Annotated in this window: 10 protein-coding genes and 2 pseudogenes; 2 read left to right on the plus strand and 10 right to left on the minus strand. The window is 57.4% G+C overall.

Going from position 1 to position 16,006, the window contains the following annotated elements; genetic code table 11:
- Positions 1 to 11 precede the first annotated feature (11 nt).
- From nifE to F758_RS48555, 5 genes are all read right to left on the minus strand, one after another.
- Positions 12 to 1,679 (minus strand): nitrogenase iron-molybdenum cofactor biosynthesis protein NifE, encoded by a 1,668-nt coding sequence (gene nifE / locus F758_RS0135280; protein ID WP_024512273.1) that lies wholly within the window; start codon positions 1,677 to 1,679, stop codon positions 12 to 14.
- 94 nt (positions 1,680 to 1,773) lie between these two features.
- Complete coding sequence (gene nifK, locus F758_RS0135285) at positions 1,774 to 3,333, minus strand: nitrogenase molybdenum-iron protein subunit beta (RefSeq protein WP_024512274.1); 1,560 nt, start codon at positions 3,331 to 3,333, stop codon at positions 1,774 to 1,776.
- 62 nt (positions 3,334 to 3,395) lie between these two features.
- Positions 3,396 to 4,898, minus strand: a complete 1,503-nt coding sequence (gene nifD / locus F758_RS0135290; RefSeq protein ID WP_024512275.1) for a nitrogenase molybdenum-iron protein alpha chain — start codon at positions 4,896 to 4,898, stop codon at positions 3,396 to 3,398.
- Positions 4,899 to 5,500: 602 nt separating this feature from the next.
- Positions 5,501 to 5,716: a hypothetical protein gene (locus tag F758_RS46810; protein ID WP_024512276.1), complete on the minus strand. Its 216-nt coding sequence runs from the start codon at positions 5,714 to 5,716 to the stop codon at positions 5,501 to 5,503.
- Between the two features lie 705 nt (positions 5,717 to 6,421).
- Positions 6,422 to 6,616 (minus strand): 4Fe-4S binding protein, encoded by a 195-nt coding sequence (locus tag F758_RS48555; protein ID WP_084305908.1) that lies wholly within the window; start codon positions 6,614 to 6,616, stop codon positions 6,422 to 6,424.
- A gap of 457 nt (positions 6,617 to 7,073) precedes the next feature.
- Between F758_RS48555 and F758_RS0135310 the strand changes: the two genes are divergently transcribed.
- Positions 7,074 to 7,925 carry a xanthine dehydrogenase gene (locus tag F758_RS0135310; protein ID WP_024512278.1) on the plus strand — a complete coding sequence of 284 codons (852 nt, stop codon included), beginning with the start codon at positions 7,074 to 7,076 and terminating at the stop codon, positions 7,923 to 7,925.
- A gap of 1,206 nt (positions 7,926 to 9,131) precedes the next feature.
- Here F758_RS0135310 and F758_RS45270 read toward each other — a convergent pair.
- The 3 genes and pseudogenes from F758_RS45270 to F758_RS0135325 all read right to left on the minus strand — a co-directional run.
- A pseudogene (locus F758_RS45270) lies at positions 9,132 to 10,018 on the minus strand (5-methyltetrahydropteroyltriglutamate--homocysteine S-methyltransferase); the annotation flags it as partial.
- Positions 10,019 to 10,344: 326 nt separating this feature from the next.
- Complete coding sequence (gene ccoN / locus F758_RS0135320; RefSeq protein WP_024512280.1) at positions 10,345 to 11,991, minus strand: cytochrome-c oxidase, cbb3-type subunit I; 1,647 nt, start codon at positions 11,989 to 11,991, stop codon at positions 10,345 to 10,347.
- A gap of 37 nt (positions 11,992 to 12,028) precedes the next feature.
- Positions 12,029 to 12,460 carry a CBS domain-containing protein gene (locus tag F758_RS0135325; protein ID WP_024512281.1) on the minus strand — a complete coding sequence of 144 codons (432 nt, stop codon included), beginning with the start codon at positions 12,458 to 12,460 and terminating at the stop codon, positions 12,029 to 12,031.
- A gap of 1,041 nt (positions 12,461 to 13,501) precedes the next feature.
- On the opposite strand from F758_RS0135325, the gene F758_RS0135335 reads away from it, so the two are divergent.
- The gene (locus F758_RS0135335; RefSeq protein ID WP_024512282.1) at positions 13,502 to 14,488 is read left to right on the plus strand and encodes a pectinesterase family protein; all 987 of its coding nucleotides are present in this window, start codon (positions 13,502 to 13,504) and stop codon (positions 14,486 to 14,488) included.
- A 278-nt stretch (positions 14,489 to 14,766) separates the two neighbouring features.
- Here F758_RS0135335 and F758_RS50185 read toward each other — a convergent pair whose 3' ends face one another.
- Positions 14,767 to 15,393 (minus strand): hypothetical protein, encoded by a 627-nt coding sequence (locus F758_RS50185; protein WP_157450315.1) that lies wholly within the window; start codon positions 15,391 to 15,393, stop codon positions 14,767 to 14,769.
- A gap of 324 nt (positions 15,394 to 15,717) precedes the next feature.
- Positions 15,718 to 16,006 (minus strand): annotated as a pseudogene (locus tag F758_RS48565) (IS701 family transposase); the annotation flags it as partial.

Consider the following 16,006-nt stretch of genomic DNA (forward strand, 5'->3'; position numbering starts at 1 on the left):
GAGAGGCGGCCTTACTCCGCTGCATCGAGCACGGCAGGCGCCGAGGACTCCCGGCTACTTGCCAGAATGTGTCTGATCCGGCTCTTGCACGCGCCGCAGCCGCCGGACGCATTGGTCTTTTGCCTGATCTCGCGCACGGTGGTCAGGCCATGCGAGCGGATCGCATCCTCGAGCGTGCCGAGGTCGACCCTTTTGCAGAAGCAGATCCTTTTTGAGCGACGAGCCCTCTCCGCCGGTGTCGGATGCGAGGCGCTCTCAGCTGCCTGCCCCATCGGGTCGGAGTGCGTGTTCTTGCACACAGTATCCCATGGTGCAGGTTGACGCAGTTGCTCCCAAATCGGGTTAAATAGTGCCTTATCGATCTCCTCGACCAGCTTCACTATGCCGACATAACCCAAATAGGCATGAGATCGCTCCTGGTTGATGTCGAGCCAGGGCATCGCCGCCTTCAGCGCCACGAACTGCGACTTTCCGCCAGACAGCATGATGTCCGCCCGCGCGTCCTTCAGCATTTTGTACATCTCGCGAGCCGAGATATCCTCGATCATGTGGGCATCCAGCCCCATCAGCTCCTTGATGCGCTCCTTATCCTCCTCAGTAGATTTCTTGACGCTGGTGCCAACAAGCTCAAGCCCAGCCTCCTGGAGCGCAGCCACAACAGACCAGGACTTCACCCCGCCGGTGATCAACAACGCCCTCTTCCCGGCAAAGCGGGGCTTGTACTGCCTGATCGCGGCCCAGGCGCGCGCCTCCTCTCGCGCGATCACCGCCTCGGTGCGCCCGATAAGTTCTTCCGGTGCCCCGCGCCGGACCAAAAGTTGCGCAATCTCGCGCAATGATGCGCTAGAGTCCTGGATGCCGTAGAATGAGCCCTCAAAGAAGGGGATGCAGTACCGCTCCTCCATTCTGCGAGCCACATTGATCATCGACTTCGAACATACTAACATCGCTGCGCGAGCCCGATGCGACGAAGCCACCTCGTGATATCTGCCATCCCCCGAGATGCAGGACAGGATTCGGATCCCGAGCTCGTCCAATAATGGCTTGATCTGCCAAAGCTCGCCGGACAGATTGTATTCACCGATCATGTTGATGTCGTACGGCGTGGTGTAGTCCGGCTCTTCCGTTCCGATGACGTGCTCGAGCAAGGCTTCGCCGGCAAGCTTATTGCCAAGATTTTTCGACCCGACGAACCCCGGCGCATTTATGGGAATGACCGGCTTGCGGAACTTCCGCGAAGCCGCCTTGCAGACGATATCGATATCATCGCCAATCATCGCCGGTACGCAGGTCTGATAGACGAAGACCGCGGCCGGCTTGTACTTTCCGATGATCTCCTTGATTGCGTTATAAAGGCGCTTCTCGCCACCGAATACGACGTCGGTTTCGGTCATATCGGTCGTGAAGCTGGTGCGCCAGATGCTGGCGCCAGACGAAGCAGCACCGCGGTTGTCCCATGAATTACCTTCGCAGGCGATCGGACCATGGATCAGATGTGCCACATCAGTAAACGGCTGTAGCGCGATCTTGGCGCCGTCGAAAGCGCAGCCGCCCGCGGCGGCGCCCGGCTGGGGCTGCTTGGTGCAGCCCTTCTTGCGCTCGACATCCGATTTGTTGGCATTCTTCGCGCAACCTGGCTCGTTGAAGATGTCCTGGAGCGTGGCCGATAGCGAACTCATCCGTTTCTTCTCTCAGATGATCTTGGGGCGAAACACGATACCAACTTGCGCGAGCCATCGCCGGTGCTGGCCGGCGACGGCTCACGCGCGTTGCTCAACGAATGATGTCGAAGCTATAGTCGGTCTTACCCGGAATATTGGCGTTCTTGTCGAACTCATCGAAGATCTTGTCGAGGATCTTGATCAACACGTTCAAGCCGCCCTGATAGCCCCATACGGGAGAGCGATGATGATGATGTCTGTCGAACACAGGGAAGCCGATCCGGATTAGCGGCGTGCCGGTGTCACGCTCCAGATATTTCCCATAAGTGTTGCCGATCAGGAAATCGACGGGTTCGGTGAACAGCAGCGAGCGCAGGTGCCAGAGATCTCGGCCCGGATAGGCATGACAGTTCTGCCCAAAAGGCGAGCTCGCAAATAAGGCCTCCATTTTCTCTTGCCAGGCCTTGTTGCCGTTGGTCGAGAGCACATGGGTCGGTTCGGCGCCAAGTTCGAGCAGGAAGGCCGCCAACCCATGGCAGACATCGGGATCGCCATAAATCGCGAATTTTTTGCCGTGAATATGAGCGTTCGAGTCCGCGATCGCGTCTACCAAGCGGCCGCGCTCTCGCGCGAGTTCATCCGGAATCTCCTTGCCCGTGATGCGGGACAAGGCCATGAGGAACTCGTCCGTTGCGGATACGCCCAACGGGTAATTGAATGATACAACTTCCTGACCGTGTTCTGCGATGAACGGCAGGGTCTTCTCGGTGCACCACTGCTGCATGGAGATTGTCGCCTTGGCGTGAATGGCGTTCGCAGCGTCTTCCAGACTGGTGCCCCCGTCATACATCCGGAACTCGCCATCCGTCGGCGTATCGAAGACGTCGGCGTTGTCGGCCAGAACGGTGTACTGAATGCCCATCACTTCGAAGATGCGCTTGATCTCACGGAGATTGCCGACGGCATAGCCGTCGAAGCCGCCAATGAAGTTGACCTTGTCATTGGGCTTGCGCTCGAGCTTTGGAGCGGTACCCGCCTTACCGTCCCAGAAATGCTCCAGGATTCCCTTGATTGCGTTGTCATAGCCCGTGACGTGGCTGCCCACGAAGGCTGGCGTATGCGCGAATGGCACATCGAGGTCCGCCGGAACGGAGCCCTTTTCCTTTGATGTTTTAATGAACGCGTTGAGGTCGTCGCCGATGACCTCCGCCATACAGGTGGTGGAGACCGCAATCATCTTTGGCTTGTACATGTTGTAGCTATTGGCGAGGCCGTCGATCATATTGTTCAGGCCGCCGAATACTGCTGCATCCTCGGTCATCGACGAAGAGACGCACGAGGTCGGCTCCTTAAAATGCCTTGACAGATGACTGCGATAATAGGCGACGCAACCTTGCGAGCCATGCACGAAAGGCAGCGTACCTTCGAACCCAACGGAAGCGAACACCGCGCCGAGTGGCTGGCAGGCCTTGGCTGGATTTATGGTCAGCGCTTCTCGAGCAAAGTTCTTGTCGCGGTATTCGCGCGTCTTCGTCCACTCGCGAATACGCTCGACCTCCGCAGGATCGCGGGGATTTTCGAACATCTTCTTTTTGTTTTCCAGCATCTGCTGGTATTCCGGACCGCGAAATAGCTCAAAGTGATCGAGCACGCGTTCTGCATTCTGCGCCATTGGTTAGCCCTTTCAGATGTCGTGAGATATGTCGGCTCGCCTCTCGGCAGAGCACCGGCGAGTTATTCCGCAGCCAAGAGCCTCGGCTTGGCGACATCCTTCCAGGGCGCCTTGGTCTTTTTCCAGATGGGTGAGTTGATGGCCATGTCCATGTCGCGGGCAAAGATCGCAAAGCCGTCGTAGCCGTGATAAGGCCCCGAATAATCCCAAGAGTGCATCTGCCGGAATGGCACACCCATCTTCTGGAACACGTATTTTTCCTTGATGCCCGAGCCGACCAGGTCCGGCCGGATTTTTTCGACGAAGTGCTCGAACTCGTATCCAGTGACGTCGTCGTAGATCAGCGTGCCATCCTTCACGTAATGTTGTGCGGTTCGTTGATAGTCATCGTTATGCGCGAACTCGTAGCCAGTCCCGACCACCTCCATACCGAGGTCTTCATACGCACCGATCACGTGCCGGGGACGAAGTCCGCCTACGTACAGCATCACACTCTTGCCCTCCAACCGCGGGCGATATTTTGCGATCACCGAGTCCACAAGCGGCTGGTACTTCGCGATTACCCGCTCGGCGCCTTCCTTAATCTTGTCGTCGAAATACCCCGCGATCTTGCGCAGTGATTCCACGATCTTGCTTGGCCCGAAGAAGTTGTATTCGCACCAGGGAATACCGAACTTCTCTTCCATGTGACGCGAAATGTAGTTCATGGAGCGGTAACAGTGCAGCACGTTCAGCTTCGCCTTTGGCGTGGCCTCGAGTTCGGCCAGGGAGCCATCACCCGACCACTGCGCGATTACGCGAAGCCCCATTTCCTCCAGCAAGATTCGGGACGACCATGCGTCGCCGCCGATATTGTAGTCACCGATGATTGCAACGTCGTATGGTGTCGGTTCAAACCTAGGCTTATTCTCTGGCGTGAGCCTGTCGAATATCCAATCGCGCACAGCATCGTTGGCAATGTGGTGGCCTAGCGACTGTGATACGCCGCGGAAGCCCTCGCAGCGGACTGGCACAATGGTCTTGCCGCCATATTCTTTCGATTTTGCTCGAGATACAGCCTCGATGTCGTCGCCGATCAGACCGATCGGGCATTCGGATTGGATAGTAATGCCATTGTTCAGAGGGAACAGCTCCTGGACCTCGTCAATCAGTTTTACGAGCTTCTTGTCGCCGCCGAAAACAATATCCTTTTCCTGAAAGTCGGAGGTGAACTGAAACGTCACGAAGCTATCAATGCCGGTCACGCCCGTGTAGTAATTGCGCCGCGAGCCCCACGAGTACTGTCCACAACCGACCGGGCCATGGCTGATATGGATCATGTCCTTGATTGGTCCCCAGACCACACCCTTGGAGCCGGCGTAGGCACAGCCGCGGATCGTCATCACCCCCGGAATAGATTTGATATTGGACTTCACTCCGCAATCCGACTTGCCGGCCTCGTGAACGTTGAGGTGCTTGGCGCGCCGTTTCGCCGTCTTCTCCGGATAGACCTTTAGCACCTCCTGGATCAGCTCTTTGTTCCGGGCCTTGATTTCCGCGATGCTCTGGGCTTTGGCGAGACTCATTCTCATGTCCTCAAAGGTTTGCCGCTATCGATGACGGCCTTCGCCCGGCAGTTTTGCAACGAGCATGCCAGCAGGGTCAGCGCACAAAAATGAGAGCATTCGGAAGCAGATAGCGCGCCACCGCGGGCCCAGAGGGGCTGTTGTTGCAAACCTGACATCCGACCGCCTCGGGAAAACGTCTCGCCTGGTCTGTCAGCAACTAAACGACGACGCGGCCCGCCCGATCATTTTGCCCTGATGCTAGCGGACATGACCGCGGTGCGAGAACTGGCGCTTACGTTGATCCTCCAGGACCTGTGGCAGCCGACCATACTGCAGATCTTCCTGCAGAACCCGAAGGAGCATGTTCACCTTGCGCGCGGACAAACCTTTTCCGTGCCGCCGGGGCGCCCTCACCTCGTCACCAATGCGGGCAAGACATCGGCTGTGTCTAAATCCGCGTTTCGACCAGGCTGCTACCGTCGAGTGCCAGGAGAGCGTCCTCCGGGGGCTGGGCAAGCGGGAAATAAGAGCTGCGGTACCGAGCGCATTCGACGTCTGGGCGATCGCGATCGGCTCGGTGCGGGCGTCAGAAGATTCTCGAACTCCTCGAGGACGCAATGCTACCACATCGACACCGTTCCTTTGATCATCGCGCCATGGCGCTCCTTACGGAAATGCCACGGCACGATGCTAGAATCGTGCTCCATGATCGAGCGCACGCCCCTCTCGCTCTCGCCGATATTTGGCTCGCGCTCGGAGTCGAGCTTGGTTGGATCGGTGAGGTTGCGGGCGAAGATGATTTCCTGACTGGGCGGGCATTGTACGTGCTGCGCCACCTTCGCCTGCGCGTACCCTCATAGGCCTGGGTCGCGCCATTGGCGAGGGAATGTAGGCTGCGATGCACATTGGTACACTCGCTGGCATAGACCTGCTTTACTCATCGAGCACCGCTCTCGGTTTCTGGGCCTAAGCGGCATTATCAAGATGGACCAGGCAGTGCCGTAGACACGCGGAAACTCCTCGCGCACGCGCATCAGATGGTAAGCACGCTTTAGAACAGGCGGATGTTGCTCATCGCCACACCTCCATTCGCCGCTCGGCCTGACTGGCGAGCAAGCCGCGCAGGTTGTCCCCGGCCATCTGCGCGACGGCTTCCCCAGCCAGGCCTGTATCAGGAGCGCGCCTGCACCTCCTTCTGGAGTAGGCCGCGCGGCCCGCAGAAAGGAGACTGAGACTGCGCTCAACATTGCGGCACAAGGCGCAGCTCAAGATCTCCAGCTCCGGCTTGTTGTCGGCTTCGGTCTGGTCGGACGGCAGCGCCCGCCTGATCATTTTGCCTTTCTCTTCCGCTCTCTCCAGGAAAAATGCTGCTATCTCAGGTCAGGGGCCCCTTGTCTGCTTTCTCGCGAAATGCGAGGGGTCAGCTCGTAAGCTCGGCATCCGACAATCGCCCAAATCACGCGGTGAACTAGAAAGGCGGCGCCGGCAGCAGGTATCTCCTTCAATCCGGCTAGGACCCCTCGCCTTTTTCTTGGCGCTCCTTATGCCTGCACGCACGTGTCCGGCACTGGGCAGACATCGGCGCATCGCGGCGTCTCGGATTGCCCCTCGCATTGGGTACACTTCTTCGGGTCAATTATATAAATGTCGTTCTTGAGGCTGATTGCTGCGTTCGGGCATTCGAATTCACATGCGCCACAGACGGTGCACTGGGACGCAATTATCTTGTAAGCCATACAGTTCACTTCCTTGAGAATGATGCGGAACCGCCTCTTCCATTCAAGGCTCGTGCCAGAGGCTGCGCCTGCACAAGCCGGTTGCTTTTTCATCTTGCAAGGTGTCGTCGGCCAACACGTGTCGTGTTCGACACGCTGTCCCGATGTGCCTCACGCCAAAGATAGCCTCATCCGAGCAAGTACCGCTTTCATGTACCCAACCATACAGCGGGATGAAGCACTGCCCCTAGGACCCTCTCAACTTCGTCCCCTGCAGGATCGGGATCGACAACTTGCGCCTTCGGCATCGCAGTGACCACAACGGGCGACAGCACCGCCAATCTGACCGAATCGAAGTGACTGCCCGCCCTGCCGAACGCGCTCATTTGGCCCGTCTCTTGCTGCGATCGCAACCTGACGGGGGAAGGCTTTGCGGGATGTCAAGTACAGCACGCAATTATGAGGCGAGTTGGCTCAAATGTCTTTGGGAATTGATGGCCGAAAAAGGCGCTTCGATATCATTCTCGGCACGAACGAGATTGCGTCCGCTATTGCCGTCCAGCTCGCGCGCGCCGGGGATTGTGTGTTGCTCTCGTATGATCCAGATCGACCCGTGCTTCGTCGAAAGATGGCCTTCCATGACGCGCTCTTTGCCGGCAGCGCCCAGATCGAAGAGATCCTGGGTGAACGAGTTGACGATAGGATCCAAGTCCTGAAAGCGGCTCGCGGGCATTCCAGCAGGAGAGCGTCCGTTCTTGTGTCTCGGCTCGGTCTTCTCGACCTGCTCCCAATTGCTCCTATTGACGTACTCATCGACGCGCGTCTGCACAAGCGCGCTATCAGCCCCGATCTGCGGCGCCTCGCGGCACTGTCAATCGGCGTCGGTCCCGGCTTTTCCGCAAGCTCAAACTGTGATGTGGCGATCGAAACCCGACCGGGCAAGATCGGCCTCGCCGACCAGGACAGTTGGACCGAGGCCCCCGATGGAGTTGCAAGCCGGCTGGGCGACATCGGCGCAGAGCGCTTTGTCTATTCAAACATCGCCGGCCGCTGGCAGACATCGGCCGCAATCGGCACACCGATCTACAAAGGTCTTGTAATCGGTCATTTGTCGGGCGTGCCGGTAGCGGCGCCGCTCGATGGTACGCTGCGCGGCATCGTACGTGATGGCACCGAGGTTCCTTCGGGAGTCAAGCTCTTAGAGGTTGATACGCGCGGCCCGTTGGCGCAATGGACTGGCATCGACAACCGCGGCCGGGCAATCGCCAATGCAACACTAAGCGCAATTTGCCGAGGAGCGGAACGTCTGAAGCTCAATCGGTTGCGTTAAGAACGTTGGCCATGCCGTTCCAGCGCTGCTTAGCATGCACGGTAATCTTCCAAGCAACACTTACAACTTTTCGCTAGCGGACGCGTTCCGTGCCGCATCAACTTGAACGGCTGGGGATTAAGTCAAAATAGTTTACTGCGACGGCTCGGCGTCACATGACCTAAGCACATTTGTTGTATTCGTCGGTGTGATGGTCTGCAACGGTGACTTCCCTGCTCGCGCAACGAAATCGACTGTCGGGATGGCGAGCTTGATCGACTTTTGTTTCCGGATAGACCGGCTGAGCAGGCCGAACGACAAAAGGGTAGGTTCCATCTTTTTCGTGAATTAGCCCACATGATCTCTCGAAAATCCTTGCGCGCCAGTCAATCTGCTTTCTTGAGAGCGGTCCTGGAAGATGCTGTGCAGATGGTACCAGAAGCACGGTGCAGTTCGTCATTGAAGGCGTGCCTTGCTGAAAAGATTCTAACCTTGGCGGCAGCCGGTGAGACGAACCCGACTACCTTAGCGCGTCTCGCCGTCCGGACGATGCTGGAAGCCTGTACGACTTGTTATGGCTGTGGCGGACGGCACGGACCTAGTCGCGTCGAACTGAGGAGTGGATCACTTCTATCGTGAGCTCGGATCATCAACGTGGTGCTTAAGCCAGACGCGAGCTCATGCCGCGTTAACTCATCATGGTGCAGAGGTAAACGCCTGCCCTGGCAGATCTACCTTGATGATGCATCGCTAAGGTATATCGGGAGATTGCCGACGCCCGAGTCATCGGCATGTATCCCTGGGCTCGAATTCTTCTGACGGGGTCGGCGCGATCGGGCATGCCCTGCCCATGCTGTCGCCCGCCGAGATCGCAAGTGACGTCGATTGCGCATACTGCTGGGCTCCTTATCAGATCGTTGAAGCTCGGCCGTGATCGCGCATCCTTTGAGACACTCGTTCCATCATACGGGTGCAGAGCCTTGGATGTCACGCTCAGCTTGGCCGTCTGTGATCTCGGCCCCAAACCTAGATGCACACTACTCAACGTACAACCGAATCATACCTGCGCACGTGCGGCGCTGTATCAGGCTCGGCCGCCTTATCATTCTGCTGCGGATGCTCCCCGAGCTTTGCCCAGTATCAGCGCCGATCAAGCGAGTGCCTAGCTGACAGCATAGAGCGCACAACTTGAGAAGCGCAATCATGCCGCACGAACTCGGCTCCGCGCTATGTCTGCGGGGTCAAGATAGCCCGCAATCGACGGGCGGCGGCAACCATGTTCGCCAGTGCGGGACGCACCTCCTCCCATTGGCGTGTTTTCAGGCCGCAATCGGGTATTTGTATGCTCTGAAAGCATCAAGCAACGCCATCTTCGACCGAGACGTTTCGATCGAGATGACGTCGGCATCCATCGCTGCGATCGCATCGATGATGTCGTTGAACTCGTAATAGCACATGTGGGTGTGAATCTGGGTTTCGTCGGCAACGCCCGACGAGCAAATGCGGAAACTGTCCACCGCCCAATCCAGATAGCCCTTCCACTGCGATTTGCGCAGCGGCAGTCCTTCCCGCAGGGCGGCCTCATCGATCTGGATCATGGCGGCGCCCGCCTTCTCAACGTCGAGCACCTCGTCCCGAATAGCCAGTGCGATCTGCCGGCAGACTTCCTTGCGAGAGATGTCGTCGCGGACGAACGACCAGTTTAGGATCGTCACGGGTCCTGTTAGCATCGCCTCAACCGGCTTTTTGGTCAGCGATTGAGAATAGCGCCACCACTCGACGGTTATCGGCTTCGGCCGAGACACGTCTCCAAACAATATGGGCGGCCGGACGTAGCGCGAGCCATAAGATTGAACCCAACCGCATTTGGTGAACCTGAAGCCGGACAGCTGCTCACCGAAACATTGCACCATGTCGTTGCGTTCAAACTCACCATGCACGAGCACGTCGAGCCCGATCTCTTCTTGCCAGCACACTGCTCGCGCAGTTTCTTCTTTCAAAAGCTCCTCATATTGCGCGTCATTCAATGTTCACTTGGCATGGGCGGCCCGGGCATTGCGAACATGCACTGTCTGCGGGAACGATCCGATCGTCGTCGTTGGAAATATCGCCAGATCGGGCCAAGGTGCAGCCCGGAGAACCACGACGCGCTCGACTATCTGCAAAAGCGCCGCTCCGTCAAGCTCCTCGCATTAGCGGCACGCGCTCTGTGGAATAGCTGGAGAATGCGGTGATCGAGCTCCTCATAATCGCAGCTTGATGATGAGGATTTCATCAAATAGATCCTGGAGCTTGATCCGGTTGGCTGATGAAGGTCATGGCTGCGCGCCCAATGGGTGAACGCCCTCGAACGGCCTCACGATCGCGATCACCTCAGCACGCCGAGAAGCATGATGGTTGACTTTTGAGGTCGAGTCTCCGGAACACCTGAACGAACTCCTCATTTGGCAACCTTCAGGTTCGACGGCCGCTGCACTTCAGCCTCGCCGAGGCGTACGGTCATCCCTAGATTATAGGCCATGATCAGCGCGCCGATCAGGAACAGCGCGCCGCCCGCGGCACGGATGATGTAGAAGGGATGCATCGCCTCGACGGTCTCGATGAATGAGTATTCGAGAAAGCCGAGCGAGGTATAGGCCCGCCACATCAGACCCTGCAGGATCCCCGACACCCACATCGCGGAGATGTAGAGGACGATGCCGAGTGTTGCGGTCCAGAAATGCCAGTTGACGAGCTTGAGGCTATAGAGGCCCTTGCGGTTCCACAACAAAGGCACCAGGCAGTAGATAGCGCCAAAGGAGACGAAGCCGACCCAACCTAGTGCGCCCGAGTGGACGTGACCGATGGTCCAGTCGGTGTAGTGACTGAGCGAGTTCACCGCCTTCACCGACATCATCGGACCCTCGAAAGTCGACATGCCATAGAAGGCGACCGATACGACCAGCATGCGCAACACCGGGTCCGTACGCAGCTTGTCCCAGGCGCCCGAGAGCGTCATCAAGCCGTTGATCATACCGCCCCAGGAGGGCATCCACAGCATGATCGAGAAGGTCATGCCGAGCGTCTGCGCCCAATCGGGCAGCGCCGTGTAGTGCAGGTGATGCGGGCCGGCCCAAATATAAAGGAAGATCAACGCCCAGAAATGCACGATGGAGAGCCGGTAGGAATAGACCGGCCGATCCGCGCGCTTTGGGATGAAGTAGTACATGATGGCGAGGAAGCCTGCGGTCAGGAAGAAGCCGACCGCGTTATGGCCGTACCACCACTGGAACATGGCGTCCTGCACGCCGGCCCAGGCGACATAGGACTTCGAGCCCACGATCGACACCGGCAACGCGAGATTGTTACCGAGATGCAGCGCCGCGATGGTGATGATGAAGGCGAGATAGAACCAGTTGGCAACGTAGATATGCGGCTCCTTGCGCTTGATGACCGTGACCAGGAACACCAGCAGATAGGCGACCCAGACGATGGTCAGCCACAGGTCCGCATACCATTCCGGCTCAGCGTATTCTTTGCTCTGCGTGACGCCGAGCAGATAGCCAGTACCGGCAATCAGAATGAAGAAGTTGTAGCCGAGTACGACGAACCAGGGCGCGAGATCGCCCGCGAGCCGGGCGCGGCAGGTTTTCTGCACCACATAAAAGGAGCTGGCGATCAACACGTTGCCGCCGAAGGCGAAGATCACTGCCGACGTGTGGAGCGGGCGAAGACGGCCAAAGTTCAGCCACGGCTCGAGGTTGAGCGAGGGCCAGGCGAGCTGCGATGCGATGATGAGGCCGACGAGGAAGCCGGCGATGCCCCAGAACATCGCCATGAAGGTTGTGAACTTGATCGGGCCCAGATTGTAGTTCGGACGGCCGTTTATCTCCTGCGGCGGCGGTTCGGCGGGCCGATCAAAATAGCGGTTGAGGATGATGAACACCGCGGTGACGCTCGCGACTGCACCCATTGACGCATGGAAGGCGAAGGGCCCATCGACCGCTTTGGCGGCAGCAATCAGGCACAGAAAAGCCGCTGCAGCAAAGAACAACGTCAATCCGGCTTCGCCGTGGGTCAGGCATTTGGGGGCTCGCGATGAACACATTGTCGGCTTTCCTTACGACGACGCCCTCCTGCAGCGGTTAGCTCCAGCTGCGGGCCGACCAATTCAACGCCCGCAACACGTCGGTGCGGGAGATCATGCCGGCAAGGCGCTGGTCGCGCTCGATCACCGGCATGCTTCTGATCCTATGATTGACCATGAGCTCAAGCACCCGCGTCAACTTCGTCCTTGTACCAACGTAGATAAACTCCGGAGTCATCACGCTCGAAACCCTCAAGTTCATCAGATCGTCATAACGTGGCATGATGTGAGGGGGCGTGAAAACAAAGCTGGCCAAAAAATCCACTTTTGAGACTACGCCGATCACTTGCGACCGGTCCTCAACGGGATAGGCGTTGAAATCATCCTTTGCAAAGAGATCGCCGAGCTGGCGCAGGGTGCAGTCACGCCTCACGGTTTTCGGCGTCCTGGTCATGTATTCTTCGACAGTCTGGTCGGGGAAGCTGTACAAGGCTCACGTCTCTTTTCGGCTGAACACCAAGTCAATCCCATTCCCTTCAAGGACGTTGAAGCAGGATTTAGGCCAACGTGATGCAAGCGATGCGAACGGCCGCTCTGGGCGACGTATCTCAATCTAAACAATACCTTGGCGACTTCCAAACATCAGCTGCGTTCACTTTCAGACGAAAATCGCTTGGCCCACTCTCAAAGGCGATCAACGGTTGTTGGCACCAGCAGCGCACCGCTTTCTTTTTTGGGCATTTTCGTCCCAACGGCCTTAGCTGCATCCCACCACTACTATCCGCTGAGCCCCCACTGGCGTAAAAGGTGAGGTCATATCTATCCACCCTCTTCCAAGCTGCGAGTGGCTTCCAAGTTGAGAGGCTCCGCAAATCCTACGGGTGGTGGGTGATCGGGGTAAATGGCTTTATGGCCATGAACTCACGCTGAGGTGAGCGATTGGCCTCCCTCCATGCGGTGCGCTACTCCGCCATCCAGCTCTTTAATCGTCGCACGGATGCGTCTGCCTGGCGGACAGCTCGCCTTCGGCGCAAGTCAAACAGCGCGCCCCTCACTCGTTTGGCCGCCTCGTGCGGTCTGAATGTTGGTCTCTCAGCTGTAAGGCAGGCGCCAGCACAATTACACCGCGCCAGGCCTGTCCAGAAAACGGCTAGATCATCATTTGCACAAAAACGCCCTGTAGATCGCATATCGCCCTCTGTTAGGCTCGATTGGTATGAAGAAGGGCAAGAGCAGAGCTGGGCTCGCTCGCTTGTCGATCAAAAGCCAAAAGCGCAGCGGCATGTTAGGTTTCACGAGTTATGAGGAGACAACACTCAGTGCGATAACCGTTCTCGAGGACGAGGCCAAAGCCCAAGCGGATGACGCTCTGGGAGCGGGATTCGGCCCGTGAGTAAGGACTGTGGAGTGCTGAGGAACACTGTAATGCCAAATGTCAGTTCACTGATGAAGTTGGCGGACGGTGCGCCCCAGATTTTGCAGGCGCAATCGCAAGACTGGTGCAAGAATCCCCGGAAGAATTGAGACGGCCATGTCACGACTTCAGATTTCCGTTACCGCTCTCGCGGGGTACCTCCAGCTATGCGCAGCGCATGCCGAGCCAATTCTGGTCTCTCAATTCGAAAGCAACGCTTTTCACACTATACAGGCGGCGATCGATGCGCTGCCAATCGGGAGCGGCGATATTCTCGTCGCTCCGGGCATCTATCGCGAGAAGGTCAAAGTCACCAAGGCAGGCATCCATATCAGAGGGGCCGGGAAGAGGCCTGATGATACGGTTGTTGTCTATGGCGACGGCGCGATCAATGTTGGGGGTACCCTTCGTTCTGCGACCCTGACGGCGTCGGGTGATGACTTTCGTCTGGACAATCTGACCATTCAGAACGACTACTCTCAAAATCCGGCTCATCTACCGTCTCAGGCCGTGGCGCTAGCCATTACCGGAGACAAGGACGTGATTACCCGGGTCAGGCTACTCGGCGCGCAGGATACATTGTTTGCCAATAAGGGGCCGAACGGGCGTATGGCGCGTCAATACTTCGCAGACTGCTACATCCAGGGACATGTCGATTTCATTTTCGGCAACGCAAAGGCCTACTTCCATGGCTGCGAGTTGCACGGTATTGCCAACCAATCGGTAGTCTATACCGCACAGAGCAGGGCATCGCAGGATGAGGATAGCGCCTATGTTTTCGATCATTGCATCCTGACCGCCGATCCCGCTGCAGGCGCAATCGCCCTTGGTCGCCCCTGGCGCTCCTATGCGACGGTCGTTTTCTTATCGACCAAGATGGATGCCCCGGTGATTGCGAGCGGGTGGCGCGAGTGGGACCCCCGAAACAGCGAGTCTCTGAAGACGGCCTATTACGCCGAATTTAATTCAACCGGCATTGGAGCCAACCCGAAAGCGCGTGAGCCGTATTCTCATCAGTTGACTCAAATGGAAGCCAAGCAGTGGTCGCTCAACGCCTTCTTTCCTGGTGACACAAACTGGGTGCCCAAGCAGCTATCAAAGTAGAAGGAGCATCCATGTAGTTGGCGCCGCATCCTGGACCGTTGTTTGCAGACGGGATCTGCGAATGAGGCGTCGCAATCAGAGCCGAGAGTTTTTGGCTGGTCGAGCCACCAACGTGAGCCGAGTTCCAGGCATCAGCACTCGAGCGTTTGCAACCGAAATGGCCCTTGATGTCTCTTCGTCGGCCTCAATTTCGATTTCCTGGGACACACACCCACAGACTTGCACGCGGCCAGTCACGGCAACATTTCCCTTTTCAGGGAATTCGAACGAACACTCCGCTAAACGGCAGTGGCAACTGCCACTATCAACTTGATGAGCGAGCGCAATTCGATTTCGCTCGGGCCTGTGCGTCCCAAAATCAGTTTGGCGATCTCTGTTCGACTGGCAGGCGTTTGCATCTCTTCCGGTAGTGCAGCGACTGCTTCATCGAAAATTTGTCCGAGGTCTGAGAGCTGCTCTGGATAGTAAACCGCGCTGCGTTCCCGAACATTCTGCGCTGTTCCGGACCCCATGAGCGCGCCGTTTTGCGCGTCTCGGTTGTGGCAGGCTTCAAGCCGCGCAGTTACCAGTTCTCTTGTAAGCTCACTGAGCAGTTTATTCGTCTGACGAGAGCCCCAGTTTTCACAGGTCAGTCTTGCGACTTCTTCGATTAGCAGTTCGATGCTTTGCTTGAGGTGCCGCACACGGGAATTGCAGCGGTCGCAATCGGCACCGGCTGCAACGGACTCTGCTCTGACAAATTTCCGACGTGGATCAGTCTTTATTCTGAGGAACAAAAAATATCTGACTAAGATGTACAGAGGAACGGCTAAAAATCGAAATGGTTGCGCCAAAAACGTTCGATTGACCCCTCTGGGGGCATTTACCGGCAGCGCTTTCCTAGATCCGTACATTGTCACAGTCATAGCTGCCTCACGCATCGTCCTGGCACGCGGGTTCTGGGTTGATGCATGCCAGCAGCTCGCCGTCATGCAACGTCGGCTTCTCTATTGAGAGGTCAAAGCGCGCAAAGAGCGGAAGCGTCACTAATCGCCCCGGCAATGGACAATCAATTTTCGCGACCCGATATGCCCCAATCTTCAGCCGGCGCCCTGACTAGCAGCGCTCGATGCAATCGGTAAAATAGATTGTTCTGATTGAACGCATTCACGACGTGAATAGCAGGGGCGCACAACGGAAGCTCCCATGCCTAGCACTACTTTGGCAGAATGTGTTTGCGCCACTGTCTTTCAAGGATTTGTTTTCGGCAGTACGGGCACCGTTGAGGCGGCGGCCGAAGCATGAGATCGACGATGGCGTGACGTACGGCGGGCATGGTTGGCTGAGGCGGAGGCCCGTTGATTCTTTTTTTTCCGCCTCGCGTATGCGAGGCGACGATGCTGCAGGAAGGCGTAGGCAATCATTGTCATCAAGGCGTGGCGATGGAGGCCCTGCCATGATCGCCCTTCGAAGTGATCAAGTCCAAGCTCCTCCTTCAACTGCTGATGCGCCTGCTCACAAATCCATCGTGCCTTGATG

The sequence above is a fragment of the Bradyrhizobium sp. ARR65 genome (assembly GCF_000472385.1).
In the GTDB taxonomy this organism is placed as follows: Bacteria; Pseudomonadota; Alphaproteobacteria; order Rhizobiales; family Xanthobacteraceae; genus Bradyrhizobium.